At 70.4% G+C, this 25,866-nt stretch carries 21 protein-coding genes; 10 read left to right on the top strand and 11 right to left on the bottom strand.

Features of this window, described 5'->3' with window-relative positions; translation table 11 throughout:
* Positions 1 to 77: 77 nt before the first annotated feature.
* Complete coding sequence (locus ACZ60M_RS03965) at positions 78 to 2,762, top strand: S8 family serine peptidase (protein WP_465414450.1); 2,685 nt, start codon at positions 78 to 80, stop codon at positions 2,760 to 2,762.
* A gap of 49 nt (positions 2,763 to 2,811) precedes the next feature.
* Here ACZ60M_RS03965 and ACZ60M_RS03960 read toward each other — a convergent pair whose 3' ends face one another.
* Positions 2,812 to 3,414 (bottom strand): hypothetical protein, encoded by a 603-nt coding sequence (locus ACZ60M_RS03960; protein WP_465414448.1) that lies wholly within the window; start codon positions 3,412 to 3,414, stop codon positions 2,812 to 2,814.
* Between the two features lie 89 nt (positions 3,415 to 3,503).
* Here ACZ60M_RS03960 and ACZ60M_RS03955 point away from each other — a divergent pair, with 89 nt between their 5' ends.
* The 3 genes from ACZ60M_RS03955 (at position 3,504) to ACZ60M_RS03945 (ending at position 6,914) form a co-directional block, all read left to right on the top strand.
* Positions 3,504 to 4,208, top strand: a complete 705-nt coding sequence (locus ACZ60M_RS03955; protein WP_465414446.1) for a TioE family transcriptional regulator — start codon at positions 3,504 to 3,506, stop codon at positions 4,206 to 4,208.
* 127 nt (positions 4,209 to 4,335) lie between these two features.
* On the top strand, positions 4,336 to 6,555 hold the full coding sequence (locus ACZ60M_RS03950; RefSeq protein WP_465414444.1) for an endo-1,4-beta-xylanase: 2,220 nt from the start codon (positions 4,336 to 4,338) through the stop codon (positions 6,553 to 6,555).
* Positions 6,556 to 6,644: 89 nt separating this feature from the next.
* The gene (locus ACZ60M_RS03945) at positions 6,645 to 6,914 is read left to right on the top strand and encodes a DUF2277 domain-containing protein (protein ID WP_465414443.1); all 270 of its coding nucleotides are present in this window, start codon (positions 6,645 to 6,647) and stop codon (positions 6,912 to 6,914) included.
* Between the two features lie 2 nt (positions 6,915 to 6,916).
* Here the strand turns inward: ACZ60M_RS03945 and ACZ60M_RS03940 are convergent, their stop codons facing one another.
* On the bottom strand, positions 6,917 to 7,249 hold the full coding sequence (locus ACZ60M_RS03940) for a type II toxin-antitoxin system PemK/MazF family toxin (protein WP_465414441.1): 333 nt from the start codon (positions 7,247 to 7,249) through the stop codon (positions 6,917 to 6,919).
* A gap of 138 nt (positions 7,250 to 7,387) precedes the next feature.
* Here ACZ60M_RS03940 and ACZ60M_RS03935 point away from each other — a divergent pair, with 138 nt between their 5' ends.
* Entirely contained in the window at positions 7,388 to 8,110 is a 723-nt protein-coding gene (locus ACZ60M_RS03935; protein WP_465414439.1) for an SDR family oxidoreductase, read from the top strand.
* Between the two features lie 30 nt (positions 8,111 to 8,140).
* On the opposite strand, the gene mfd is transcribed toward ACZ60M_RS03935, so the two are convergent.
* Together mfd and ACZ60M_RS03925 are read right to left on the bottom strand one after the other, a co-directional pair.
* Positions 8,141 to 11,737, bottom strand: a complete 3,597-nt coding sequence (gene mfd / locus ACZ60M_RS03930; protein WP_465414438.1) for a transcription-repair coupling factor — start codon at positions 11,735 to 11,737, stop codon at positions 8,141 to 8,143.
* A 130-nt stretch (positions 11,738 to 11,867) separates the two neighbouring features.
* Complete coding sequence (locus ACZ60M_RS03925; RefSeq protein ID WP_465414436.1) at positions 11,868 to 12,698, bottom strand: metal-dependent hydrolase; 831 nt, start codon at positions 12,696 to 12,698, stop codon at positions 11,868 to 11,870.
* Between the two features lie 178 nt (positions 12,699 to 12,876).
* Between ACZ60M_RS03925 and ACZ60M_RS03920 the strand changes: the two genes are divergently transcribed.
* Positions 12,877 to 13,734, top strand: coding sequence for an arylamine N-acetyltransferase family protein (locus ACZ60M_RS03920; RefSeq protein WP_465414434.1), 858 nt, complete (start codon positions 12,877 to 12,879; stop codon positions 13,732 to 13,734).
* Between the two features lie 3 nt (positions 13,735 to 13,737).
* Here ACZ60M_RS03920 and ACZ60M_RS03915 read toward each other — a convergent pair whose 3' ends face one another.
* Positions 13,738 to 14,292: a hypothetical protein gene (locus ACZ60M_RS03915; RefSeq protein WP_465414432.1), complete on the bottom strand. Its 555-nt coding sequence runs from the start codon at positions 14,290 to 14,292 to the stop codon at positions 13,738 to 13,740.
* Positions 14,293 to 14,421: 129 nt separating this feature from the next.
* On the bottom strand, positions 14,422 to 15,240 hold the full coding sequence (locus ACZ60M_RS03910; protein WP_465414430.1) for a TrmH family RNA methyltransferase: 819 nt from the start codon (positions 15,238 to 15,240) through the stop codon (positions 14,422 to 14,424).
* A gap of 108 nt (positions 15,241 to 15,348) precedes the next feature.
* Here ACZ60M_RS03910 and ACZ60M_RS03905 point away from each other — a divergent pair, with 108 nt between their 5' ends.
* Positions 15,349 to 16,263: a LysR family transcriptional regulator gene (locus tag ACZ60M_RS03905; protein WP_465414428.1), complete on the top strand. Its 915-nt coding sequence runs from the start codon at positions 15,349 to 15,351 to the stop codon at positions 16,261 to 16,263.
* A gap of 47 nt (positions 16,264 to 16,310) precedes the next feature.
* Here ACZ60M_RS03905 and ppc read toward each other — a convergent pair whose 3' ends face one another.
* Positions 16,311 to 19,064, bottom strand: coding sequence for a phosphoenolpyruvate carboxylase (gene ppc / locus ACZ60M_RS03900; protein WP_465414426.1), 2,754 nt, complete (start codon positions 19,062 to 19,064; stop codon positions 16,311 to 16,313).
* 297 nt (positions 19,065 to 19,361) lie between these two features.
* Here ppc and cysC point away from each other — a divergent pair, with 297 nt between their 5' ends.
* A complete protein-coding gene (gene cysC, locus ACZ60M_RS03895) occupies positions 19,362 to 20,906 on the top strand; it encodes an adenylyl-sulfate kinase (protein WP_465414424.1) in 1,545 nt (514 codons plus the stop codon).
* 42 nt (positions 20,907 to 20,948) lie between these two features.
* On the opposite strand, the gene ACZ60M_RS03890 is transcribed toward cysC, so the two are convergent.
* Positions 20,949 to 21,569 (bottom strand): vitamin K epoxide reductase family protein, encoded by a 621-nt coding sequence (locus ACZ60M_RS03890; RefSeq protein ID WP_465414550.1) that lies wholly within the window; start codon positions 21,567 to 21,569, stop codon positions 20,949 to 20,951.
* A gap of 106 nt (positions 21,570 to 21,675) precedes the next feature.
* The gene (locus tag ACZ60M_RS03885) at positions 21,676 to 22,572 is read right to left on the bottom strand and encodes an SDR family NAD(P)-dependent oxidoreductase (protein ID WP_465414422.1); all 897 of its coding nucleotides are present in this window, start codon (positions 22,570 to 22,572) and stop codon (positions 21,676 to 21,678) included.
* A gap of 74 nt (positions 22,573 to 22,646) precedes the next feature.
* Here ACZ60M_RS03885 and amrA point away from each other — a divergent pair, with 74 nt between their 5' ends.
* Positions 22,647 to 23,252: an AmmeMemoRadiSam system protein A gene (amrA, locus tag ACZ60M_RS03880; protein WP_465414420.1), complete on the top strand. Its 606-nt coding sequence runs from the start codon at positions 22,647 to 22,649 to the stop codon at positions 23,250 to 23,252.
* Here amrA and ACZ60M_RS03875 read toward each other — a convergent pair.
* A complete protein-coding gene (locus ACZ60M_RS03875) occupies positions 23,249 to 24,085 on the bottom strand; it encodes a PhzF family phenazine biosynthesis protein (protein ID WP_465414418.1) in 837 nt (278 codons plus the stop codon). The two genes, amrA and ACZ60M_RS03875, sit on opposite strands and share 4 nt — an antisense overlap.
* Before the next feature lie 90 nt (positions 24,086 to 24,175).
* Here ACZ60M_RS03875 and ACZ60M_RS03870 point away from each other — a divergent pair, with 90 nt between their 5' ends.
* Positions 24,176 to 25,312 (top strand): Mrp/NBP35 family ATP-binding protein, encoded by a 1,137-nt coding sequence (locus ACZ60M_RS03870; protein WP_465414416.1) that lies wholly within the window; start codon positions 24,176 to 24,178, stop codon positions 25,310 to 25,312.
* A gap of 64 nt (positions 25,313 to 25,376) precedes the next feature.
* Here the strand turns inward: ACZ60M_RS03870 and ACZ60M_RS03865 are convergent, their stop codons facing one another.
* Entirely contained in the window at positions 25,377 to 25,745 is a 369-nt protein-coding gene (locus ACZ60M_RS03865) for a YbjQ family protein (protein ID WP_465414415.1), read from the bottom strand.
* Between the last annotated feature and the right edge of the window lie 121 nt (positions 25,746 to 25,866).

Below are 25,866 nucleotides of genomic sequence, written 5' to 3'. Positions count from 1 at the left end.
AATCGCATGCTCGTGCGAACCCGATCGCGATCGGCGCCGACCACCCCGGCGCCGCTACCGCCGAGCAAGGAGCCGTCTTGTCACGTAAGGAACATTGGCGCCGCGTACTCGCCGCCTGTCTCGTGGGAGCGCTATCATCGGCTGTCGCCGCAGCCGCGCCCGCTCTGGGGCAGACCGAGTCCGATGCGAACGCACTGATCGAGCAGAAAGTCGATCCCGCGCTGCTGGCCGAGATCGACGCCGAAGGGGAGGCCGAGAGCTGGGTGCAGTTCGAAGGCAGCCCGGACTACTCGGCGGCCTACCGCGCCGAGACGAAGGCAGAGAAGGGCGCGGCCGCCTACGCGGCGGCGAAGGCGTTCGCCGAGTCCTCTCAGGCTGACCTGATCGCCGAGCTCGAAGCGGCGGGCGTCGAGTACGAGACCTATTGGGCCTCATCGTCGGTCAAGGTGACCGGCGGCACCGATCTGCTGGAGACCGTCACCGCCTTCGACGAGGTCGCGAGGGTCGTCGACGCCCCCGAGGTCGTCACTGTGGAACCGGTCCCTGCCGAGGCCGGGCTCGCGCCCGCGTCCGTCGGTTGGGGGCTCGACGACATCAACGCCCCCGACGCCTGGCAGCAGCTGGGCGCCACCGGCGAGGGCGTGGTCGTCGCCAGCATCGACTCCGGCGTCCAGTACGACCACCCGGCGCTCGTGGAGCAGTACCGGGGCAACAACGGCGACGGCACCTTCACCCACGACTACAACTTCTACGACGTCGAGGGCTCCTGCGGCGCCGCGCCGTGCGACCTCAGCAACCACGGCACCCACACGGTGGGCACCATGGTCGGCGACGACGGCGCGGGCAACCAGATCGGCGTCGCGCCCGGCGCGGAGTGGATCGCCGCCAACTACTACGGCTCCAGCATGGAATCGGTGCTGAAGGCCGGGCAGTGGATGGTCGCGCCCACCGACGCCGCGGGGAACAACCCCGACCCGTCCAAGGCGCCCGACATCATCAACAACTCCTGGGGCCGCGAGGCCTCCGACCACGACCCGTACTACGAGGACATCGTGGCGCTGTGGCACGCGGCCGGGATCATCCCCGTCTTCGCCGCGGGCAACAGCGGGCCGGCCTGCCTCACCACCAACTCCCCGGGCGGCTACGCGGACGTGATCGCCGTGGGCGCCTACGACTCCAGCGGCGCCATCGCCGAGTTCTCCTCCCGCGGGCCGACCAGCGACGGCCGGGTCAAGCCGGACGTCTCCGCCCCCGGCCAGGGCATCCTCTCCTCGGTGCCCGGCAGCGGCTACGGCTCGCAGAGCGGCACGTCGATGGCCGCGCCGCACGTGGCGGGCACGATCGCCCTCATGATGGAGGCCGAACCCGCGCTCCGGGGCGACTACGGCCTGGTCTACGAGATGCTCACTGGGTCAGCGAGATACACAGTGGACGATCAGTGCGGCGGCACCGCCGAGGCGAACAACGTCCACGGTTACGGCCGTATCGACGCGCTCGCCGCGGCGCAGGCGCTCCCGGACGGCGAGTCCGGTTCCATCGCGGGCACTGTCACCGCCGCCGACGGCACGCCGCTCAACGGTGCGGACCTGGTTTTCGACGGCACGTTCGACCGCCGCGCCACGACCGGGGCCGACGGGAAGTACGACGTGTCGTTCGCCCTCACCGGGCAGCACGCGGTCACGGTGACCAAGTTCGGCTACGCGCCCGCGACCGGGACGGTCACTGTGGCGGCGGGCCAGGCGGCCGTGTTCAACGCGGTGCTGACCCCGCTCGCCACCACGGTGGTCACCGGCACGGTGGTCGACGGTTCGGGCCACGGCTGGCCGCTGGCGGCCACGGTCGGTTCGGCGGGCGGCGAGGTGTCGACCACGACCGACCCGTTCACCGGGCGGTTCGAGCTGACGCTGCCCGCGGGCGGCGTCGAGCTGGTCGTCGAGACCGAGTACAGCGGGTACCAGACCGTCCGCGTCGACGCGGACGCCGCCGACATGCGGGTCGAGGTGCCGGTCGAAGCAGGCTGCACCGCACCGGGTTACGCGTTCGCGCCGCTCGGCTCCGGCTTCGAGACCTCTCCGGTGGGCTGGACCGTGGTCAACCACGGCGGCCCGCAGCCGTGGCGCTTCGCTTCCGACGGCACCGGCAACCGCACGCCGGGCTCGGGCGGTTTCGCCTACGCCGAACCTCCGGGCGGCGGCACCATGGACACCGACCTCGTCTCGCCGGTGTTCGACCTGTCGAGCGCCCCGCAGCCGGTGCTGTCCTTCGCCACCGACTTCTCGATGTACGCCCCGTACTCGCGGGCGGACGTGTCGATCAGCACCGACGGCGGGCTGACCTGGCAGGAGGTCTGGGCGGCCGCCCAGCCGGTCCTCGACACGACGGTGACCGTGGATCTGACCGCCTGGGCCGCAGCGCAAGAGGCCCAGCTCAAGTTCCACTACTACCACGCCTACCGCACCGGCTACTGGTGGCAGATCGACGACGTCCTCGTGGGCGGCACCGCCGACTGCGAGCCGGTCCCGGGCGGGCTGGTCCGGGGCACGGTCACCGACCAGAGCGGGGCGCCCGTCGCGGGCGCCGTGGTCACCCACACCGCTTCGGGCCACCACGGCGTCTCGGACGCGCAGGGCCGGTTCTGGACCTTCGCGCCGGGCTCGGGGACCGCGCGGTTCGAGGCGGTGAGCGCGTCCGGTTCGGCCGCAGCCGATGTCGGCGTCGTCCTGAACGGCGTGACCGCGGCGGACTTCGTGCTCGCGACGTAGCCTTCTCCGAACAGCGGGCCCGGTGACCTGGTCACCGGGCCCGTTCCCGTCAGTCGGCGTCGGGTTGGTTGGGGTCGTGGGGGGTTCGGTAGCGGCGGCGGCGCGGGGGCGGGCGGCGGGGGGTGGCGGCCTGCTGGAGGCGGTCGATCTCGTAGCGGAGGTACCAGGGCTCCCAGCCGTCCTGGCGGAACCACTGGCGGCCGGTGCGGGAGAGGAGGCCGCCGAGGACGCAGAGGGCGATCACTATCCATAGTGGGGAGACGATGAGGGCCCAGACCTCGCCGTAGGTGCGCACGACCGCGCCGATGCCGATGTAGGTGTTCACCGGGACCACGATGATCGCGGCGACGCGGGCCCACTTGCGGCCCAGGCCGAGAGCGAGCACGACCCAGACGTAGGGGGCCGTGAAGACCACGAGCAGCGGGAGTACCACCGCGATCGGGTAGCTCGAGCCGATGTCGATGGCCGCTTCGATGTCGGCCAGGAGCGGCACGCCCTCGGTCTCGCCCTTGAACCAGTTGAAGAGCCGGGGCCCGACCCCGACGCTCACGCTGACCAGCATGAAGTACTGGAAGACCATCATGACCTGGGCGAGGTCGACCGAGTGCGGCTTGTCGTAGAGGGCGTTCGGGTCGTTCGGGATGCTGTTCACGGGCGCTCCAGGGGACTCCGAGGGTCCTCTCAAGCGTACGGCCGCAACGGGCTTCAGCGGAACCGCGAATCGGCTAGGGTCTTGGACCTGTGGACACCTTTCGGCCTTCCGACCTCGCCCGCGAGCACGGGCTCTCGACCCAGGCGGTCCGCAACTACGAGCGCGACGGGTTCCTCCCGGCGGCCTCGCGCACGGCGAGCGGGTACCGGGTCTACACCGAGGCGCACGCGGCGGCGCTGCGCGCGTTCCTGGCGCTGGTCCCGGCGTACGGGCACGCGGCGGCGGGCCGGATCATGCAGGCGCTCAATGAAGGTGATCGGGAGCGCGCGTTGGCGGAGATCGACCGCGGGCACGTGCAGCTCGTGCGCGACCGCGAGACCCTGGACGCGGTGCGCGCCGCGATCGGGCACCTCACGAGCGAGCCGCCGCCAGCGCGGTTCACCGGGTCCGCGCCGCTCACGGTGGGGGAACTGGCGCGGCGGCTGGGTGTCACGGCGGCGACCGTCCGGAACTGGGAGGACGCGGGGATTCTGGCCCCGGAGCGCGGGCCGGGCACCGGGTACCGGTGGTACCGCAACGAGGACGTGCGGGACGCGGAGCTGGCGCACCTCTTGCGGCGCGGGGACTATCCGCTGGGGCAGATCGCGGTGGTGGTGCGGCAGGTGCGGACGGCGGGCGGGACCGAGGAGCTGGCGGCGGCGCTCGACGGCTGGGGCCGGAGGCTGACCGAGCGGGGTCTGGCGATGCTGGATGCGGCGGCGAAGGTGAGCGGGTTCTTGCAGGTCATTGGCTGATCGGACATCTCCTGATTGACAACTGTTGATATCCCACTTACCATGGCACAGCTTGGAAGTTTCATGGAATATTCCGAAACTTTCAGAAAGTCTTCGCTTCCCTCCTCCGCACTGGAGCCGCACAGCCATGGAACACCACCCCCGATCGCCGCGAAAGCGCCTGCGCGCCATCGCCGCCGGAGCCGGAGCGCTGGTCCTCCCCGCCGCGCTCGCCTTCGGCAGCCCCGCCGTCGCCCAAACGACCGCGGTCTACACCGCCGACTTCGCCGACGGCACCGTCGGCGCCTGGGCCCCGCGCGGTCCCGTCACGCTCACCGTCGAGGACGGCGCGCTCCACACCGCGGGCCGCACCGCCGACTGGCACGGCCCGTCCCTCGACCTCACCGGGCTCATCGCTCCCGGTGGCACCTACGAGATCTCGCTCGACGTCCGCTTCAACGCGGCCGCCGCCGGGACGGCCGTCTCGACCACGGTGCAGCGCGAATCGGGCGGGACCACGTCGTACGACAGCGTCGTGTACCAGGCCGCCGTCGGCACCGAGTGGACCGAGCTGACCGGCGAGTACGCGATCGCCTCGGCCGCCGACGCCCTCACGCTCTACGTCGAGTCCCCCACGCCCGAGGCGGCCTACTCGATCGACAACGTCGTGATCACCGAGCTCACCCCGCCCGGCGTCGACCCGTCCATTCCTTCGGTCAAGGACGTCCTCGCCGAGGACTTCCGCTTCGGCGCGGCGGTCGACCCGCGCGACCTCGCCGCCCCCACCGTTGACCTGTTGAACAAGCACTTCAACCAGATCACGGCCGAGAACCACATGAAGCCCGACGCGATCCAGCCGACCGAGGGCGTGTTCGACTTCGCCGCGGCCGACCAGCTGGTCGAGCACGCCGAGGCGAACGGCATCGAGGTCTACGGGCACACGTTCCTGTGGCACAGCCAGGTCCCCGACTGGTGGTTCACCTACCCCGCCGGGCATGCCAATGCCGGTGAGCCCCTTGGCAGCACGCCTGAGGACCAGCAGATCATGCTCGACCGCCTCGAAGCGCACATCGGCGCGATCGCCGCGCACTACGGCGACCGCATCCAGGCCTGGGACGTCGTCAACGAGGTCATCAGCGACAACGCGACCGAGGTCTACCGCAACAGCCGCTGGTTCCAGATCTTCCAGGGCCCCGAGTACATCTCGCACGCCTTCCGGATCGCCCGCGAGCAGCTCGACGCCGTCGGCGCGACCGAGGTGAAGCTGTTCATCAACGACTACGGCACGCACAACCCGGCCAAGCGCGACAACCTCTACAACCTCGTCTCGGGCATGCTCGCCGACGGCGTCCCGGTCGACGGCGTTGGCCACCAGACCCACATCGGCCTCGACACCTCGATCAGCCAGATCGAGGCGAGCATCGACAAGTTCGCCGGGCTCGGCGTCCTCCAGGCCGTGACCGAGCTCGACGTGGCGATCGGCGCGCCCGCCGCGGGCGTGGAGTTCCCCGAGCTCGAGTCCCGCCTCATCCAGCAGGGCCACTACTTCCGCGACCTGTTCGCCATGCTCCGCACGAAGGACCTCGAGTCCGTGACGGTGTGGGGCCTGCACGACGGCCGCAGCTGGATTCGCACCGACGAGCGCCCGCTCGAAGCGCCGCTGGTCTTCACTGACGACCTGCAGGCCAAGTGGGCCTACTGGGGCGTCGCCGACCCGACGCGCCTCCCCGAGATCCCCGTCGAGCCGACGCCCGATTACGCGCGCGTGCAGGTGCCGCTCGCCAAGAACGCCCCGGTGATCGACGGCAGCAAGGAGAAGGCCTGGAAGAAGGCCGCCACGGTCGCCACCGAGGTGCACATCGAGGGCAGCGCCGACGGCGCGAAAGCGGACGTCTCGCTGATGTGGGACGACGAGGCGATCTACGCCCTGTTCGAGGTGACCGACCCGCTGCTCGACGCGACCAGCGCGAACGCGTGGGAGCAGGACTCTGTCGAGGTGTTCCTCAACCCCGGCAACACCAAGGAGGGCGGCTACGGCGACGCCGACGGCCAGTACCGGGTGAGCTTCGGCAACGCGGTCACCTTGGGCGGCAACGGACCTGACGCGGGCGCTATCACCAGCGCCGCGAAGGTCACGAGCACCGGCTACACCGTCGAGATCGCGATCGCGCTCGCCGAGGGCGACGGCGTGGTCGGTGCCGAGCACGGCATCGAATTCCAGGTCAACGATGCCGCCGACGGTGCCCGCACCGCGGTGCACACCTGGTACGACCCGACCGGCCGGTCCTGGAGCACCAACAAGTTCTGGGGCATCGCCGAGCTGGTCCGGAAGGTCAACGACTGCGACGGGCAGCTGCAGGCGGTCTAACCGCAGGTAGTCGAGGGGCGGGGCCGCGCGGTCCCGCCCCCTTCGCGTTCGGCGAGGCCGTTGTCGCAGGCTTGTGCGACGCTGGAGGCATGTGCCGCAGTGTGAAGACCCTGTTCAACCTCGATCCGCCCGCCACCGACGAGGAGGTGGCCGCCGCCGCGCTCCAGTACGTGCGCAAGCTCAGCGGCTCGACCCACCCGTCGCACGCCAACCAGGAGGCGTTCGACGCGGCCGTCGCGGCGGTCGCGGCCGCCACCCGGGAGCTGCTGGAACACCTGGTCACGGCCGCGCCGCCGAAGGACCGGGAGGTCGAGGCGGAAAAGGCGAGGGCCAGGGTGGCGAAGCGGTTCGGGTCCTAGTCCTACTCGAGTCCGCCGAGCCGAAGGGCGTCATCGATCTCGCTGAGTTTCGCGGACGGCAGGACGCCCGCCTGCCTGATCAGATCTTCCTTGGCGAGGGTGACCAGCCAGGTGCAAGGGATGAGGCCGGGACGCGGCAGTGCGACTCTCAGGACGCCTTCGAGGGGCAGCCCTTCGGGGGCGCCTACCGCCACCTCAACGGCCACTCCGCTGAGATCGGTGTCCGCAGGAGCGACGACCTGCATCGCCGAGAAACCGGACGCTTCTTCACCCGACAGCAGTACGACCGCCTGCTGCCCGTCGAATGCCGCCCACCAGACTTCGCCACGTCGCACATGTCCTCCTGACCGCCGACTGCTCCAGGCACCGAGCGTAGACCTGCCCGGTGGGCGTGAGGAAGGCACGCACCTCCTTGGGGTGCAGCGCCGCCGCGAAGGCCCCGGTGGGAAGCTGAGACTTTCTAGGAGGCTGGCATGGGGTTCCAGGGGTATCGGGTGGTCGTGACCGGGGCCGGGCGCGGTTTCGGGCGGGCTCTGGCGATCTCGCTGGGCCGGGACGGCGCGGAGCTGTTCCTGTCGGCCCGGGACTTCCAAGCGGCGGAGTCGGTCGCCGAGGAGGTGCGGCACGTCGGCGGGCGCGCGCACGCGTTCGAGTGCGACCTGGCCGACCCGGGATCGGTGCGGGAGTTCGGTGAGGCCGTCGGCGAGGTCGCCGACCGGGTCGACGTGCTCGTCAACAACGGTGCGCCGTACCTGGACGCGGGCGGGTTCCTCGAAGCGGACGACGCGCAGGTGGCGGCGACGATCAGCGCCGGGGCCACGGGCACGGTGCTCGCGACCAAGGCGTTCCTGCCGCTGCTGCTGCGCAGCGCGCATCCGGACATCGTGACGATGGTGTCGGGCTGCGGCGAGTACGGCAACCACCGGTCCGAGGCGCACGAGGCGTTCTACGCCGCGAAGTCCGCGCAGGCCGGGTTCACCGAGGTCCTCTCGAAGCGGCTGCGGCCCAAGGGCGTACGGGTGATCTCCCTCTACCCGCCGGACTTCGACGACCTCGACCCCCTCGGCCCCGAATGGGACAGCGAGCGCGGCAACGGGGACGCCCTGTCGGCGCGGTCGGTCGCCGACTGCGTCCGGTTCGCGATCGCGCAGCCGCGCGACTGCTTCATCAAGTCCTTCTACTTCGAGCAGGCGTAGAAGGGGCCGGAACGCGCCCGGCCCCTTCGCTTACACCGCTTCGGGAATGACGTCCGTGATGAGGTCGGCGCACCACTGCAGGAGCGCCAGCCCCTCGATCGGCTTGCCGCCGATCTTCGAGGTCGTCGGGCGCGGGACGCTGATGAGGCCCGCCGGGGCCTTGTAGTGCGCGTCCGGGTAGTGGCGCCCGAGCCGCAGCTGCTTCGAGTCGGGCAGCTCGACTGCTGAGAACCTGAGGTTCTTGCCCTGCAAGGCGATGTCCGTGAGGCCGTGGTTGCGGGCGAGGAGCCGGAAGCGCGCCAGGTGGAACAGCGTCTGCACCTGGTCGGGCGCGGGACCGTACCGGTCCTCCATCTCCTCGCGCACCCCGTCGAGCTCGGATTCGCTGTGGACCTCGGAGATCTTGCGGTACATCTCCAGGCGCAGCCGCTCGACCTCGACGTAGTCGAACGGGATGTTCGCGTCCAGCGGCAGCTCCACCTTGACCGGCGCGGGCGGCTCCTCGGCCCCGCCCTTGAACGACGCCACCGCCTCGCCGACCATCCGCAGGTACAGGTCGAAGCCGACGTCGGCGATGTGCCCGGACTGCTCGGCCCCCAGCAGGTTGCCGGCGCCGCGGATCTCCAGGTCCTTCATCGCCACGTACATGCCCGCGCCCAGCTCCGAGTGCTGCGCGATCGTCGCCAGACGCTCGTGCGCGGTCTCCGACAAGGGCTGCTCCGGCGGGTACAGGAAGTACGCGTACGCGCGTTCGCGGCTGCGTCCCACGCGGCCGCGGATCTGGTGCAGCTGTGAGAGGCCGAGGAGGTCGGCGCGTTCGACGATGAGGGTGTTCGCGTTCGGGATGTCGATGCCGGACTCGATGATCGTGGTCGAGACGAGCACGTCGTACTCGCCCTCCCAGAAGCCCTGCATGATCTTCTCGAGCTCGGTCTCGCTCATCTTGCCGTGGGCCACAACGACTCTCGCCTCAGGGACGAGTTCGCGGAGGCGCGCGGCGGCCCGGTCGATCGACTCGACCCGGTTGTGCAGGTAGAACGCCTGCCCGTCGCGCAGCAGCTCGCGCCGCAGCGCCGCCGCGACCTGCTTGGCCTCCCACGCGCCCACATAGGTGAGCACCGGGTGGCGCTCCTCGGGCGGGGTCTGGATCTGCGACATCTCGCGGATGCCGGTCACCGCCATCTCCAGGGTGCGCGGGATCGGCGTCGCCGACATGGTGAGCACGTCCACGGCGGTGCGCAGGGCCTTCAGCTTCTCCTTGTGCTCCACGCCGAACCGCTGCTCTTCGTCCACAATGATCAGACCGAGGTCCTTGAAGCGGGTCTCGGCCTGGAGGAGGCGGTGCGTCCCGACGAGGATGTCGATCTCCCCCGCCGCGATGCCCTTCTGGATGTCGGCCGCCTCGCGCGTGGACTGGAACCGCGACAGCTGCTTGATCTTCACCGGGAACTGGCCCATGCGCTCCACGAACGTGCCGTAGTGCTGGCTCGCCAGCAGCGTCGTCGGCACGAGCACCGCGACCTGCTTGCCGTCCTGCACGGCCTTGAACGCGGCGCGCACCGCGACCTCGGTCTTGCCGTAGCCGACATCGCCCATGACGAGGCGGTCCATCGGGACGCGCGCCTCCATGTCCGCCTTCGTGTCCATGATCGCCGACATCTGGTCGGGGGTCTCGATGTACGGGAACGCGTCCTCGAGCTCGCGCTGCCACGGCGTGTCCGGGCTGAACGCGTACCCTTGCGCCGCTTGGCGGGCCGCGTACAGCTGGATCAGCTCGGCCGCGATCTCCCGAACCGCCTTGCGGGCGCGCTTCTTCGTCTTCTGCCAGTCCGCGCCGCCCAGCTTGTGCACGGTCGGCTGCTCGCCGCCGACGTAGCGGGTGAGCTGGTCGAGCGAGTCGGTCGGCACGAACAGCCGGTCCCCCGGCTGGCCTTTCTTCGACGCCGCGTACTCGATCACGAGGTACTCGCGCTCGGCCCCGCCGATCGCGCGGCGCACCAGCTCCACGTACTTGCCGACGCCGTGCGCGTCATGGACCACGAAGTCCCCAGGGGACAGTTCGAGCGGGTTGACCATGCCGCGACGCTTGGTCGCCTTGCCCTTCCGGGGCTTCTGCGCCGCGAGGGCCTTGCCGCCCGCGATGTCGGCGGCCGTGACGACCACCAGACCCGAAGCGGCATCGACGAACCCGAGCGCCAACGTGCCCGTGCACGCCACGACCTCGCCCGCCCGGAACGCCTGCGGCGCGGACTCCAGGTGCGCGCCGATCCCCTCGGCCTTCAACTGCTCGGCGGCGCGCTCGGCCCCGCCGAGGGCCGGGTAGACCACGGCGACCGTGCGGCCGTCGCGGGTCCAGGCCTGCATGTCGGCCACGAGCTGCTGCGTGTTCCCGTGGTAGCGCGGGGTCTCGGTGATGCCGAGGTCCACGGTCACGGCATCGTCAGGGGACACCTCTCCATAGTGGAGCTTCTCGCCGGTGATGGCCGCGAGCTCGGCCGCGATCGCGTCCTCTTCCGGGGCAACGGCGAACGGCGAGATCGTCCACCAGCGCTGGCCCTTCGCCAGCGCGGCCGTACGGGCCTCGGCGAGGTCGTGGAACGTCCCGGCCCCGAGGTCGACGGGCGCGGCGGCACCGGCCGCCGCTGCCGCCCAACCGGCTTCCAGGAACTCGTTCGAGGTCGCCACCAGGTCGAGTGCCCGCGTGCGGATGCGCTCGGGCTCGATCGCCACGACGAGGGCGTCCCGGGGCAGGACAGCTTGGAACAGTTGCAGCTCATCGGGTCCGGCGAGCGCGGGCAGCAGGGACTCCATGCCTTCGACCGGGATGCCCTGGGCGAGTTTCGCGCACATCTCGGCGAGGCCGGGGTACTCCTCGCCGAGGGCGGCGGCCTTCTCGCGGACCTCGTCAGTGAGGAGCAGTTCGCGGCAGGCGACGGCGCGCAGTTCGGGGGCCTCGTCGAGGGAGCGCTGGTCGGCGACGGAGAACTCGCGGATGGAGTCGACCTCGTCGCCGAAGAACTCCAGGCGCAGCGGGTGCTGGGCGGTGGGCGGGAACACGTCGAGGATGCCGCCGCGCAGGGCGAACTCGCCGCGCTTCTCGACGAGGTCGACGCGTTCATAGGCGAGGTCGACGAGGTGGGCGGCGAGCTCGAACAGGTCGGTCTCGTCGCCGCGCCGCAGCTGCACGGGTTCGCGTTCGCCCAGGCCCTTGAGCTGGGGCTGCAGGGCGCCGCGCACGGGCGTGACGATCACGCGCGGCACGTCCCCGGCGTGGATGCGGTGGAGCAGTTCGAGGCGGGCGCCGACGGTGTCGGAGCGCGGGGACAGGCGCTCGTGCGGCAGCGTCTCCCATGCGGGATAGAGCGCGATGTCCTCTTCAGCGATATAGGAGGCCAGCGACTCGGCCAGCTCCTCGGCCTCGCGGGAGGTCGCGGTGATCGCGAGCACGGGGCCGCTCGCGTGGGCGGCGGCCTGGGCGAGCGCGAGGGGGCGCGCGCCGGGCACGGCGACGACGTCGACCGGGCGGTCGGAGGTGGAGGCGAGCTCGGCGATGCGGGCGAGCTTCGGCGCCTTGGATGCGGCCGTGAGCAGGCTCGCGAGTTTCGGAACGGATCGTTCTGCGGCCATACGGACTCCTGCGAGGTTCCGGATTCAACTGTGCTCGAGGCACGACGATTGGCCGGAACCTGGACCCAGCTGGGTCCTGTTCCGGCAACCGGTCGAGTCTACCTCGCGCCGTGGAGCGGGCAGACCGAGATTATTCGGCGGCGCCCTGGCCCGGGTCCTGGTTGAAGATGAGGTTCTGGATTTCGGGCAGGTTGTAGAACATGCCCAGGACCACCAGGACGGTGAGGGCCGGGAGCAGGACCTTGTACTCGGCCTTGCCGCCGGCGCGGAGGGCGATCTTGTCGGGCAGGCCGATCTCGACCCAGCGCCGCTTCAGGAACGGGAAGGGGAAGAACATCGGGCAGCCCATCTTCGTGATGATGTCGCCGAGGATGTGGATGAAGCAGCCGAAGCCCATGGCCAGGCCGAGGAGCCAGTAGGAGCGGCTCTCGTCGAGCAGGTGGTACATGCCGTAGGAGACGGCGAGGGAGATGCCGGTGGTGACGACCCACCCGTACTTCTCGACGATCGAGTTCATCAGGCCGCGGACCGCGAGGCCGGTGAGGACGAACAGGATCGCGATGACGGCGAACTTGCCGCCCCAGGCGGCCAGGAGTCCGGTTCCGATGCCGACGATCGCAGCGTGGAGGATGGTGTGGGTGAACAGCCGGTGGCCGTTCTGGCGCTTCGGATCCTTCTTGCCCTTGGTGAGCAGGTAGAACCAGAAGCAGAGGCGCTCGACGCACTCGGCGACGAACAGGGACACGACGCCGAACGAACGGGCCACAGTGGACCCGCCCTTGTTCTCGGTGACGCGCCCGGCGCAGTCGATGTCGGGATAGAGGGCGGCTCCAGCCGCGGCGATGGTGCCGACGGCGAGTTCGCTCGCGGTCTGGTCGATGCCGAAGGCGGCAGAGGCGACGGCAGAGCCTGCGAGCCACAGGGCGGCACCGGACATGGCGTGGGTCGGGCCCATGACCATAGTGGGGACTCCTTCAAGGGCAGTATTGGGAGCAGGGTGAAAAGCTTTGGAGACTATCCCACACGCGCACGACAACCGCTGTCCCAGGCGTGATAAACCTCCAGCCCCGCAACATCATTCCCGTATCGGTACGATCACGACGCCCGCCCGGACCCGCAGCTCGCGCTATGGTCGAGGGGTGTTCGACTCCTCGCAGCTCGCCGCCTATCTCAAGCGCGTCGGGATCAGGGCCCCGAGGCGCCCGACGCTCCACGCGCTGCGCCGGATCCACCGCGCCCACATCGACGCGATGCCCTACGAGAACCTCGACATCCAGCTGGGCAGGCCGATCCGCCTCGACACCGACTCGCTGTTCGGGAAACTCGTCGAGGGCGGCCGCGGCGGCTACTGCTACGAGCACAACGGGACCCTCGCGCACGCCTTGGAGGCCATGGGCTTCGACGTGCGCCGCGTCCTCGGCGGCGTCGCCCGCGAGACCGAGGGCGACGGCAACTGGTGGAACCACATGCCGCTCGTGGTGCGCTTCCCGGGCGGCGACAAGTACCTCGCCGACGCCGGAATCGGCACCGGCTTCCGCGACCCGCTCCCGATCCGCAACGGCAGCTACCGGGTGGGGCCCTTCAACTTCGGCATCTGGAACATCGGCGACGGCGAATGGCGCTGCTCGATCGACCCAAGAGTCGCCAACCTGACTTTCGACTTCACCCTTGACAGCCGCGAAGCCGCCGAGTTCGAAGCGAAGTGCACCGAGCTCTCGACCTCCCCCGAATCGCCCTTCGTGAAGACCCTGACCGTGCAGAACCCCGGCGAGACCGACATCTGGGTCCTCCGGGCCCGCACCCTCACGGTCTACGACCCGAAACTCCCCGAAGGCAAGCGGGTCAACACGGTCGACAACCCCGCCGACTTCGCTGACCTCCTGCGAGGCCGCTTCAACCTCACCCTCGAAGACGCCGAGATCCAGACACTGTGGACCAAGGCCGCCGAGCAGCACGAACGCAAACTCGTCGAGGACGCGAAGGCCAAAGCCTCCTAACCATCAGCCCCTACGGCAGAGCCCCAAGCCGATCAGCAGCCAGGCCGCCCCGGCCTGTCCCTCGGTCGCCGCCCACGTGACATACCCGGACACCGTTTCGCCCAAGGCCAACCCTGCAGCGACACCAAGCACTAGGACAGGAAGGCTCGCAAGCAAGAGGACCGCCGTAGGACGAGGCCCGCTTCGCTTTCGCAAGCACGCCACTCCGAGGACCGTCGCTCCTACATAAATCAAGTGCGAGAGTATCCAGGCAGGTACACCCGCCAGCGCCACGCCCCCTTCGGCCCCGGCCGGTACCAGCGCCCCGACCGCGTTGGCCAGAAACCCGACCGCCGTTGCCACGAGCCCGGCCAGAACGAGCCCGCGCCCCCAGGACCCGGCCCGCCCCAGTTCCGCCCGATGGCGAACCCCGAACGCCAGGAACCCGGCGAACACCAGCAGCACCGCCGCCAGCCCCGCCCAGTTGGTCACCCACGGCAGCGACTCACCGACCCCCGGAAACCCCGTGGCGGCGAAGACGATCGCACCGCCGCACATCAGAGCACCGAGCGCAGTCATGGTTCCTCCCAGAGGTCGAGGGGTTCGTGCCCGCCAAGAGGCGGTACGAGTCCATGTTCGCCGCTCTCGGTATTCACGAACTCCCCTGGGAGAGTGAGCGTGGTCCCCCGCCGGAGTGAGCGAGGCGGCTCAGGAACTGCGCTGGCGGGCAGCCTCATACAGAGCGACAGAGCCGGCATTGGCAGCGTTCAACGACGATGCCGCCTTGGGCGACATGGGAATCCGTGCCGTCGCGTCGGCGAGCTCGAACCAGGACTTCGCCATGCCCTCAGTCTCGTTGCCGATCACCAGCAACGTGGGCCCGCGCAGGTCGTGCTCTGACAGCACCTTCTCGCCCCGCTCATCGGTCCCGATGACGACCGGAGCAGGCGACTGCTTCCGGGCCCACTCCGCCACCTCATGGGCCGAAGCAGCGCTCACCACGGGCATCGCGAACAAGCTGCCCGTCGAAGCCCGGACCGCCTTGGGGTCGTAGGGATCTGCCGCGTTCCGACCCGTGATGACGACAGCATCGGCACCGAAGGCATCGGCAGACCGAATCAGCGACCCGACGTTCCCCGGACTGGTAGGCCGGTCGATCACGATGCCGAGCCAATCGGCCCGCGTCTCCAGATCGGCGAGCTTGCGCTGCGGGATCTTGACCTGGGCGATGAGTTCGGGCGCCTGCTCGTCCTTCTCCCCCAGCTCCGCCATCAGCTCGCTCGACACGGCCGCCTGTTCGATGTGCGGGCGTTCGAGGAGTCCGCGGGCCCAATCGGAGAGCTGCCTGCGGTCCGCGTCGTAGAGCAGGGACTCGATCGCCCAGCCGTGCTCGACTGCGAGCGAGATGGGCCGCACGCCCTGCACCAGGAACGACCCGGCCCGGTGGCGCTTGTTGCGGTTGCGCAGCAAGGTCTCCCACTGCTGGTACTTGGCGTTTCGCACGCTCACCCGCAGGGTTCTCGACATCGCTGTACTCCTCGTCCGTCTCGCTGGCAGGCGCAGAACCTACCACGCTCGCGATTGCTGAGCCCTGCTCAACTATTCTTCAGTGGCATTGAAGAACGGAGGCCCGCTGTGGAGCGGCAGGAGATCGAAGTCTTCTTGACCTTGTGCGAGGAGCTGCACTTCGGCCGCACGGCCGAGAAGCTGCGGCTGTCGCCCGCCCGCGTCACGCAGGTCGTCCAGAAGATCGAGCGGCTGGTCGGCGCGCCCCTGTTCGACCGGACCACGCGCGGCGCCCACCTCACCGAACTGGGCCAGCGCCTCCGAGACAACCTCGCCCCCGCGCACGAGGCCGTCGAGTCGGCCATTCGGCAAGCAGTGGCTGAGGGCCGCGGGGTCGGCGGTGAACTTCGGTTGGGGTTCTTCGGGCCCTTCACGGGCAGGCAGCTCACGACGCTGGCCGACGCGTTCGCCGAACAGCACCCGGGCGCCGCGGCGCAGGTCGTCCTGGAGGTCGAGGTGGGTGCACCGCTGCGGCCGCTGCTGGAGGGCCGAGTCGACGTCCTCGCCACGCTCCTGCCGGTCGACAAGCCGGGCTTGGTCGTCGGCCCGACCGTGGTGCGCGATCCGATCGTGATGGGTATGCCCGCGAATCACCCGCTGGCGCAACGGGACACGGCTTCAATGGAGGACCTCGGCGACTACCCCGTCGTCAACTCCCCGAGAGGGGAGGCGTGGTCCGACCTGTTCACGCCCGCGAGGACACCGTCGGGACGCCCGATCGACCTCGCCTACCCGATCCAGACGATCCAGGCCGGGATGTCGCTCGGTTCCGCGGGCAAGGGGATCGGGACGCTCATCTCGCAGCTCGCGAAGTACCACCAGTACCCGGAGGTCACCTACCGGCCGCTGGAGAACGCCCCGGTCTGCGAGATCGGGCTGGTCTGGCAGGCATCACGGGAGACCGAGCTGATCCGGGCGTTCGCGCGGTTCGCGGCCGCTCGCGGGCCGGTCGACGTTCCCTGGAAGTCCGAGGATCTGACGTAACGCGAAGGGCCGCAGCGAAACCGCTGCGGCCCTTCTGAGTAGATCGATCAGCCCGTGTTGCGCAGGCCCGCCGCGATGCCGTTCACGGTGATCAGGAGGGCGCGCTTGAGGTGCGGGTCGACGTCGCCGTCGGCGCCGCCTTCGGAGCGGTAGCGCTTGAGCAGCGAGATCTGCAGGTGGTGCAGCGGCGCGAGGTAGCGGTCGCGGACTTCGAGGGTCCGGGCCAGCTGCGGGTTCGCGTCGAGCAGCTTCTCGCCGCCGGTGAGGGCGAGGACCTCGGCGACGGTGCGCTCGTGCTCAGTCTTGATGGTGTCGAAGATCGACTGCAGCCCAGCGGGAACCAGCGTGGAGACGTACTGGCCCGCGATCGACAGGTCGGTCTTCGCGAGGGTCATCTCCACGTTGGAGACGAAGTTGCGGAAGAAGTGCCACTTCTCGTACATCTCGGCGATGTCGTCGCCCAGGCCCGCCTCGCGGGCGGCCGCGAGGCCGGAGCCCACGCCGTACCAGCCGGGGACGATCTGGCGCGACTGCGTCCAGCCGAAGACCCACGGGATCGCGCGCAGGCCGCCGAGGCCTGCGTCGGTGTTGGGGCGCTTGGACGGGCGCGAGCCGATGTTCAACGCGCCCAGCAGTTCCGTGGGGCTCACGGCCCAGAAGTACTCGGCGAGGCCCTGCTTGCCGGTCAGCTCCCGGTAGGTGGCCTTGGAGGCCTCCGAGGTCTGGTCCATGACGCTGAACCAGCGGCCGAGGACGTCGGGCTGGTGGCGCGGCTCGGTGTGCAGCAGCGTCGCCTTGAGCGAGGCGGCGACGGTGAGCTCGAGGTTCTCGCGGGCCAGCGCGGGCAGCGTGTACTTGTCGGACAGCACCTCGCCCTGCTCGGTGATCTTGATGGCGCCGTCGAGCGTGCCCGAGGGCTGGGCCAGGATCGCCTCGTGGGTGGGGCCGCCGCCGCGGCCGATGGTGCCGCCGCGGCCGTGGAAGAGGCGCAGGCGGACACCGTGCTTGTGGGCGACGTCGCGCAGTTGCCTTTGGGCGCTTTGGATGTTCCACTGGCTGGCGGTGATCCCGGCGTCCTTGTTGGAGTCGGAGTAGCCGAGCATGACCTCCTGGATGTCGCCGCGGGCGGCGACGATCGCGCGGTACGCGGGGAGGCTGAGGAGCCGGTCGAGGAGGGTGTCGGCCCCGGCGAGGTCTTCAACCTCTTCCATGAGGGGGACGAAGCCGATGTCGGCGCGGCCGCGGGCGACGTCGACGAGGCCGGCGTCGCGGGCGAGGATCGCGGGGGCCAGGACGTCGGCGGGGTCGTGGGTCATCGAGATGATGTAGGACTCGACGATCGACTGTCCGAACTGGACCTGGGCGTCGCGGATGGCGTGGAAGACGTCGAAGGTCTTGCGGTTGCGTTCGGCCAGTTCGACGTTGGCGGGCGCGAGGGGCCGCTGGCCGGAGAGCTCCTTCTCCAGGAGCGCGTCGCGCTCGGCGGCGGTGAGGTCGGCGTAGGGCTTGTCGAGTTCGCCGGTGGCGTCGTACAGCTCGGCGAGGACGGCGTGGTGGGCCTCGGAGTGCTCGCGCACGTCCATGGTGGCGAGCTGGAGGCCGAACGCCGCGACGGTGCGGATGACGCGGTCGAGGACGCCCTTGGCGGGGAGCTGGCCCCTCTGGCGGGCGAGGGAGTCGCGCATGACCTGGAGGTCGGCGAGGAGTTCGCGGCCGTCGGCGTAGTCGAACCCGGCGCGGTGCGGGAGGCCTTCGGCGTGGCGGGCGCGGGTGTTGGCGAGCTTCGCCTCGATGGCGCGGGCCTTGAGCCGGTAGGGCTCCTCGGCGTAGATGCGCTTGTACCGCTCGGGGATCTCGAGGACCTTGAAGTCCGCGGCTACGGAGTCGAGGAGTTCCTGGGCCGCGGGGCGCACGGTCTGGGAGACGGAGAGCTCGTTGATGAGCCCGGCGACGGCGCCTTCGGCGGCGGCGATGCCGTGCTCGTGCTGCATGAGCAGGACCTGCTTGGTCACTTCGGGGGTGACGAACGGGTTGCCGTCGCGGTCGCCGCCGATCCAGGTGCCGAACTTCAGGGGCGCGGAGCCGGGGCGGGGCGAGCCGCCGAGGTCGGTGAGGGTGGCGTTGAGGTCGGTGAGGACCCGCGCGGCCGCGTCCCGGTAGAGGTCGGTGAGGTAGTAGATGGCGTTGCGGGCCTCGTCGGTCGGCTCGGGCTTCTCGACGCGGAGCTCGTCGGTCTGCCAGAGCAGGTCGATGATCTCGGCGAGCCGGGAGTTGACGGCGTCGACGTCGGCGGAGCCGAGCACGGCGCGCTCGGCGGTCTCGGCGTCGAGGAGGTCGGCGATGCCGCGAAGCTTGACGAGGATGGAGCGGCGCGCGGCCTCGGTGGGGTGGGCGGTGAAGACGGGGCGCACTTCGAGGCGTTCGGCGGCGGCCGCGATCTGGTCGGCAGGGACGTCCTCGGCGGTGATCTCGGCGCGGGCCTGGGAGAGCCAGCCGCCGTGCTCGGCGCGGGAGCGGCGCATGTCGCGGGCGCGGTGGACCTGCTCGGTGATGTTCGCGAGGTGGAAGTAGGTGGCGAACGCGCGCGCGAGGTCGACCTCTTCGTTCACGTCGAGTTTCGCGAGGCGGGAGGCGACGGCCTCGGGCTGGTGGCGCACCAGGCCGCGGACTTCTTCGACGAGTTCGAGCAGCTGGGGGCCCTCCTGGCGGACGAGCGCCTGGCCGAGGAGGTTGCCGAGCCGGCGGATGTCGCGGCGGAGCTGCTTGTCGTCGGTTCCGCTGGAGGAGTCGAAGTAGTCCATGGAGGTCTCCACTGGTGGTCTGGGCCCGGCCAATTTATGGCTCGCGAGCTCGCCAAGAGGCCCGATGAGAGGGGCCGCTCGCGCCGACGTCCTTGTCCGCGGTGAACTGCTGTGAGAGCGATGTCAGCGTAACTTACCGGTAATGGCCGCGCCACTTTCTCAGTCCGCCATGCGGGACGATCCGGTTCATAAGCGCCTGGCGCGGGTGAGGCGAGTGACGGACCCGTGGCTTACGCTGGTGCGACCGAATCCGATGCCGCCCCCGCCCGAAGCACTGCGAAGGGATCCCGACCGCACATGTCTGACTGGGTACTGCCCGACGAGATCCTCGCCGAGGCGCCGAGCCACACCCCCCTGCCGCACGAGCTCGCCGACCTTGAACTGCTGCTGTACGGCGCTTATGCGCCGCTGCGCGGGTTCATGGGCGAGGCGGATTCGCGGGCGGTGACGCAGACGGGGATGCTGCCCGACGGCACGGCGTGGCCGGTCCCGGTGACGCTCGACGTGCCGATCGCGACCGCGCGGCTGCTCGACAACCCCGACCCGAAGCGGCGTGTGCTTCGCATCACGGACCCGGAGGGGGCGCCGGTCGCGGCCGTCGAGTGCCACAGCCTGGACGCCCTCGGGCCCGACATGGTCCGCGTCGGCGGGCCGGTGCGGCGCATCGCCGACGCCGCGCACGGCGTGTTCACCGGCCTGCGCGCGACCCCGGAGCAGGCGAAGACGACGTACACGAAGCCGCGGGTCCTGGCGCTCGTCGCCGACCGGCCGCTGCACCGCCCGCAGCTGGCGCAGCTCGCGCGGGCCGCGCACAACCTGGCCGCGCACGTCCTCGTCATGATCCCCACCGGCGACGAGACGAACGGCGACCGCGACCTGCGGCTCCCCACGGCCGCGCTGGTGCGCTCGGTGCTGGCCGCGAAGGACCGGCTGCCGACCGCGACCGTGCTCACCGTGCCGTTGTCCAAGCGCGGCGACAAGCTCCGCGACGGGCTCTTGACCGCGAAGGTGGCGGCGGCGTACGGCGCGACCCACATCATGACCGGCCGCGACGGCCTCGGCGGCGGCGACGGCGTCCGCTCGATGGTCCCCCGCGAGCTGGCCTACGACACCCGGGACGGCCAGTGGCGGCCCATCGAGGACATCGAGCCGCCGTTCCGGCGCATCGCGTTGAGCGACGCCGAGATCGCCGACATGCTCGACCGCGGCTTCGGGCTCCCCGAATGGCACACGCCGCCGAGCGTGGCCGCCGAGCTGCGCAAGGCCCGGCCGCCGCGCCGCCAGCGCGGTCTGGTGCTGTTCTTCACGGGCCTTTCGGGTTCGGGCAAGTCCACGATCTCGCGCGGCGTCTACGAGGCGCTGCTGGAGGACGGGACGCGCACGGTGTCGCTGTTCGACGGCGACGTGGTGCGGCGGCTCCTGTCGAGCGGGCTCGGGTTCTCGCGCGCGGACCGGTCGGTGAACATCCGCCGCATCGGGTTCGTGGCCGCTGAGGTGGCGCGGCACGGCGGCATCGGCATGGCCGCCCCGATCGCGCCGTACGAGGCCGACCGGGCCGAGGCCCGGCGCATGGCCGAGGCGGCGGGCGCCGACTTCGTGCTCGTCCACGTGTCCACGCCGCTCGAAGTGTGCGAGGCGCGGGACCGCAAGGGGCTGTATGCGAAAGCGCGCGCGGGCGTGATCCCGGAGTTCACCGGGATCTCGGACCCGTACGAGGCGCCGCCCGCGGCGGAGCTCCAGATCGACACGACCGAGATCACCGTCGGCGAAGGCGTCGAACAGGTACTCGAGTACCTCTCGGAGGGCGGCTGGCTGGAGCCGACCGGGCTCCGGTTGGGATAGGACGTGAAAGGCCCCGGGCATCAGCCCGGGGCCTTCTTCGTTCTAGAAGAGCGTGGACCAGTAGTCCCAGAAGCCGGTCCCGACGATCATGACGACCGCGGCGTACAGCAGGGTCAGGCCGATCCAGTGGTACCGGAGCAGGTCGTCGATCGCGTCGCGCCAGTCCTCGCCCACCGGGATCGCGCCCGTGCGCAGGTTCCGCACCGTCGTGAACCAGAAGATCGGGAGCACCACGGCCCACACCGCCATGCACCACGGGCACAGCACGCCGATCCGGTACACCGACTGGTAGATCAGCCACGACACGAACGCGAGCCCGCCGAGCGCGCCGAGGTTGAAGACCAGCGCGATCCAGCGCGGCAGCGACACCTTCGCGAGCCACAGGGCGCCCATGAAGACCACGAGCGGGAACGCGACGAGGCCGATCATCGGGTTCGGGAACCCGAACACGGAGGCCTGCCAGGTGTTCATCACGGTGCCGCACGACAGCACCGGGTTGAAGTCGCAGGAGATCACGTGCCCGGGGTCCATGAGCGAGGCGATGCGCTCGTAGGTGAGGTCGAACGCGGCGGCCAGGCCGACCAGCCCGCCGAGGAGCAGCACGAGACCGGTGACGGTGCGCCCGTGCGCTTCCCGTTCGCTCTCGCCGAAGGCCTCGTCCATTCGCGTCTCCAGGGTCTCGCCGGTGTCCGTCGCTGTCATGGTCATGCTGAGGTAACGACCGCGACGACGTGTAGGTTGCGGACGTTATGTCCTGACTTGCCGGAGGTCACGCCCGCAGGGACTTGCCGCCGTCGACGACGAGGGTCTGCCCGGTGATGTACGAAGCCGAAGGCGCGCAGAAGAACACGGCGGCGGCCGCGACCTCTTCGGGGCTGCCGGGGCGGCCCATCGGACCGTCGAGTCCCTTCTGGAGCTCAGGGACCGTGGAGGAGCCGGTGCGGATGAGGCCCGGCGCGATCGCGTTCACGGTGACGCCGTCGGCGACGACCTCGGTGGCGAGGGCCTTGGTGAGGCCGGTGACCCCGGCTTTCGCTGCGGCGTAAGCGGCTTCGGCGGGGACGGCGTTCACGACGCCGGTAGTGGCGGCGATGTTCACGATGCGGCCCCAGCCGCGCTCGGCCATGGACTGCACGAACGCGCGCGAGACCAGGAACGCGGTGTCGAGGTTGCGGGTGAGCTCGGTCTGCCAGTCCTGGTAGGACAGCTGCGCGACCGGTTTCACCACGGCCGGATCGGTCTTCGACGTGAGCCCGGCGTTGTTGACGAGGATGTCGACCTCGCCGAGCGCTTCGCCGACGGCGTCGGCCAGCCCGCCCACCTCGGCCTCGTCGGCCAGGTCGGCGACGAACCCGACCGCGCCGATCTCCTCGGCGCGTTCGTGGATGCGCTTGGTGGTGGAGACGATCGCGACCGCCGCGCCCGCGAGGCGCAGCCGGGTGGCGATGGCGAACCCGATCCCGTCGGGCGCACCCGCCCCGGTGACCAGCGCGATCTTCCCGGCGAGCGAGTCGAGTTCCTGCAACCGCCCGCGAGAGGGCTGCGCCTGCGTCCCGCCGCTTGACGGCAGGTCGATGACCTCGGCGAGCCCCTGGTCGACGGTGGCGTAGACGTCGGCGTCGAAGTTCGAGTCGAATGCGTCGGCGCTCGTGCGCGGTTCACTCATGCCCCGCAGTCTCTCACGTGACTGTTATCAAACAGATGACCGGCAGGCGGCCTGTCACATGGCACCATCGGAGGATGGACCCGCACCACGAGTCCGGCCTCGGACCGGTGCTGACCGCGCTGGCGCGCAGCGCGGTCGCGACCTCGTTCGCGCCCCGGCCGCCCGGCGCGGCCGCACTCGCCGCCTCGGCCACCGCTAACCATGCTGACGCGCTCGCCCGGCGCGAGGCGACGTTCGTGACCCTCACCCGGGACGGTCGCCTGCGCGGCTGCATCGGCACGTTGACCGCGTTGCGGCCCTTGGGGGTCGACGTGGTCCGCAACGCCCGCCTCGCCGCCCGCGACCCGCGCCTGCCGCCCGTCGAGGAGACCGAGGTCGACGCGCTGCACGTCACCGTCACGGTCCTGTCGCCTGCGGAGCCGATCACCGTGCGGGCCTTCACGTCCCTGCTCGACCACCTGCGCCCCGGGCAGGACGGGCTGACCCTCAAGGACACCGGCCGCCGCGCCACGTTCCTGCCGTCGGTGTGGGCGAGCCTGCCCGAACCCGACCGGTTCGTGGCCGCGCTGCTGCGCAAGGGCCGCTGGCCCCGGCATCTGTGGACCACGGAGCTGCGTTCGGCCGCGTGGCCCGAAGGCCTTGCGGCCGAACGCTACGGCGCTATCGAGTTCTCGGGTTAAGGGAGCGTGACGAGGGTGCCTTCGGCGACCTTCACGGCCGCACCGGCGACCGACACCGACACGGCCTGACCGTTTTCGACCACGACCTCGCCATGGAGGGCCGAGGGACGGTCGATCTCGGCGCCCTGCGCGATCTCGTAGGAGTGGACGCCGTCGCCGCTGATGAGGCCCTGGTCGACCAGGTGCACGCCGAGCGCGACCGCCGCCGAACCCGTCGCCGGGTCCTCGCCGACGCCGCGGTGGAACAGGCGGGCGTGGACGGTGTGCTGGGACTCGTCGAAGCTGAACAGGTAGACCTTCTCCAGGTGGCCCGGGACGTCGACCGCGGCGGCCACGTCCGCGTCGTCGAGGCGCACGAAGTTGTGGTCCAGGCCCGCGCTGGCGTTCTTCGGGGTGCCGATGATCCGGGCCGGGTCGAGGCCGATCGCGGCGGCGGCCGTCGCCCGGTCGATCTCGGGGCCGGTGCTGATCGCCGTCGAGGTGAGCTTCGCGGTGCCCTCGGCGACCGCGACAGTCATGAGACCCGCGCCGCATTCCTGGACGACCGAGCCGCCGTCCGGGGCGACGCGGCCGGACTCGACGGCGGCGATCGCCGCGCCGATCGTCGGGTGCCCGGCGAACGGCAGTTCCTCCGCAGGGGTGAAGATCCGCGCGAGATAGTCCGCGCCCGGCGCGGCGGCCGGGAGCACGAACACCGTCTCGGAGAAGTTGAACTCCAGGGCGATCGCCTGCATCTGCTCAGGTGTGAGGTCCTGGCCGTCGAAGACGACGGCGAGCTGGTTGCCCGCGTAAGCGCGGTCGGAGAACACGTCGTAGATCGCAAAGGGAAGCATGGGCCAGTTATAGCGCGGGACGCAGTGGCGCCGGGTGCGGTAAGGCTACGCTCACATTCGCGGGGCGGAATGCGTGGTTACGATTGGGTCATGTCTGACAACGCTGCCGTCGTCGAGGCCGTGCACGAAGCGCTCTCGCACGTCAACGACCCCGAGATCCGCCGCCCGATCACCGAGCTCGGCATGGTCGACACCGTCGAGGTCGACGGCGGTCGCCTGTCCCTGAAGATCCTCCTCACCGTCGCGGGCTGCCCGATGCGCGACACGCTGCAACGCGACATCGCCGGTGCCGTGGACGGCATCGACGGCGTCACCGAACTCGAGCTCGAGTTCGGCGTCATGAGCGAGCAGCAGCGTGCCGACCTGCAGGTCAAGCTGCGCGGCGGCCGCGCGGGCGCCGAACCGGTGATCCCGTTCAACCTGCCCGAGTCGCGCACCCGCGTGTTCGCGATCGCGTCCGGCAAGGGCGGCGTCGGCAAATCGTCGATGACCGTGAACCTCGCCGCCGCGCTGGCGCAGAAGGGCCTGTCGGTCGGTGTCGCCGACGCGGACATCTACGGGCACTCGATCCCGCGGATGCTCGGCGCCGACGGCGCTCCCACGCAGGTCGAGGACATGATCATGCCGCCGCAGGCGCACGGGATGAAGGTCATCTCGATCGGGATGTTCACGCCCGGGAACACCGCTGTCGTGTGGCGCGGGCCGATGCTGCACCGCGCGCTGCAGCAGTTCCTCGCCGACGTGTACTGGGGCGAGCTGGACGTGCTCCTGCTCGACCTGCCGCCCGGGACCGGCGACATCGCTATCTCGGTGGCGCAGCTCCTGCCGACCGCGGAGCTCGTGGTCGTCACGACCCCGCAGCAGGCGGCGGCCGAGGTGGCCGAGCGGGCCGGGGCGATCGTCACGCAGACGCACCAGAAGCTCGCGGGCGTGGTCGAGAACATGTCGTGGATGGTGCTGCCCGACGGGTCGCACATCGAGCCGTTCGGCTCCGGCGGCGGCAAGACCGTCGCGGAGGCGCTGACCCGGGACGTCGGCACCGAGGTGCCGCTGCTCGGCCAGATCCCGCTCGACCCGAAGCTGCGCGAAGGCGGCGACGCGGGCGTGCCGCTCGTGATCTCCGACCCCGACTGCGAGGCGTCCCGCGCGATCCGCGCGATCGCCGACCAGCTGGCGGTCCGGAAGGTGTCGCTGGCGGGGAAGCAGCTGGGCCTCAGCCCGGTCTAGGAACGTTTTTGAGCGGCGGCCCTCGGGTGTTGAGGGCCGCCGCTCGTTTTCCCCAGTTTCCTGATTAAAGCTTGCGGAGCGTGACGGCCGTGCCGTACGCGCACACTTCGGTGCCCTGGTCGCGGGCGTCGGAGACGTCGAAGCGCATCATCACGACCCCGTTGGCGCCCAGGCTCTTCGCGTTGTCGACCATGCGGGTGAGCGCTTCCTCGCGGGAGGCCGCCAGGGCCTTCGTGAGGCCCTTGAGCTCGCCGCCGAGCATCGACTTGAAGCCCGATCCCATGTTGGAGAACATGTTCCGCGACCGCACCGTGAGGCCGAAGACCTCGCCCAGCGTCTCGATGATCTCGTAGCCGTGCGCGTTCTCGGTGGTGGTGACGACGAAGCCCGACGAGGTCGGATTGACGCCACCGAAATCCCCAACGTTGTCCATGCGGTGAAGGCTATGCGCAATCCCGGGCCCGTACCTCGATCTTCGGGATGAACCCCGGGAACGCGAGTAGCACCTCGGTACTACACCCAGCAGCGCAGACGAAAGGCCCCGGCATCCGCCG

The organism is Glycomyces sp. NPDC050141, from assembly GCF_055586545.1.
This window is presented reverse-complemented; position numbering and strand designations above follow the sequence as displayed.

Bases quoted from the DNA above. Each gene is read 5' to 3' on its own strand.
- amrA (WP_465414420.1), top strand. From the start codon at position 22,647: ATGGACCCGCACCACGAGTCCGGCCTCGGACCGGTGCTGACCGCGCTG.
- ppc (WP_465414426.1), bottom strand. From the start codon at position 19,064: ATGGACTACTTCGACTCCTCCAGCGGAACCGACGACAAGCAGCTCCGC.
- ACZ60M_RS03865 (WP_465414415.1), bottom strand. From the start codon at position 25,745: ATGGACAACGTTGGGGATTTCGGTGGCGTCAATCCGACCTCGTCGGGC.
- ACZ60M_RS03950 (WP_465414444.1), top strand. From the start codon at position 4,336: ATGGAACACCACCCCCGATCGCCGCGAAAGCGCCTGCGCGCCATCGCC.
- ACZ60M_RS03915 (WP_465414432.1), bottom strand. From the start codon at position 14,292: ATGACTGCGCTCGGTGCTCTGATGTGCGGCGGTGCGATCGTCTTCGCC.
- cysC (WP_465414424.1), top strand. From the start codon at position 19,362: ATGTCTGACTGGGTACTGCCCGACGAGATCCTCGCCGAGGCGCCGAGC.
- ACZ60M_RS03945 (WP_465414443.1), top strand. From the start codon at position 6,645: ATGTGCCGCAGTGTGAAGACCCTGTTCAACCTCGATCCGCCCGCCACC.
- ACZ60M_RS03910 (WP_465414430.1), bottom strand. From the start codon at position 15,240: ATGTCGAGAACCCTGCGGGTGAGCGTGCGAAACGCCAAGTACCAGCAG.
- ACZ60M_RS03925 (WP_465414436.1), bottom strand. From the start codon at position 12,698: ATGGTCATGGGCCCGACCCACGCCATGTCCGGTGCCGCCCTGTGGCTC.
- ACZ60M_RS03870 (WP_465414416.1), top strand. From the start codon at position 24,176: ATGTCTGACAACGCTGCCGTCGTCGAGGCCGTGCACGAAGCGCTCTCG.
- ACZ60M_RS03890 (WP_465414550.1), bottom strand. From the start codon at position 21,569: ATGGACGAGGCCTTCGGCGAGAGCGAACGGGAAGCGCACGGGCGCACC.
- ACZ60M_RS03885 (WP_465414422.1), bottom strand. From the start codon at position 22,572: ATGAGTGAACCGCGCACGAGCGCCGACGCATTCGACTCGAACTTCGAC.
- ACZ60M_RS03875 (WP_465414418.1), bottom strand. From the start codon at position 24,085: ATGCTTCCCTTTGCGATCTACGACGTGTTCTCCGACCGCGCTTACGCG.
- ACZ60M_RS03935 (WP_465414439.1), top strand. From the start codon at position 7,388: ATGGGGTTCCAGGGGTATCGGGTGGTCGTGACCGGGGCCGGGCGCGGT.
- mfd (WP_465414438.1), bottom strand. From the start codon at position 11,737: ATGGCCGCAGAACGATCCGTTCCGAAACTCGCGAGCCTGCTCACGGCC.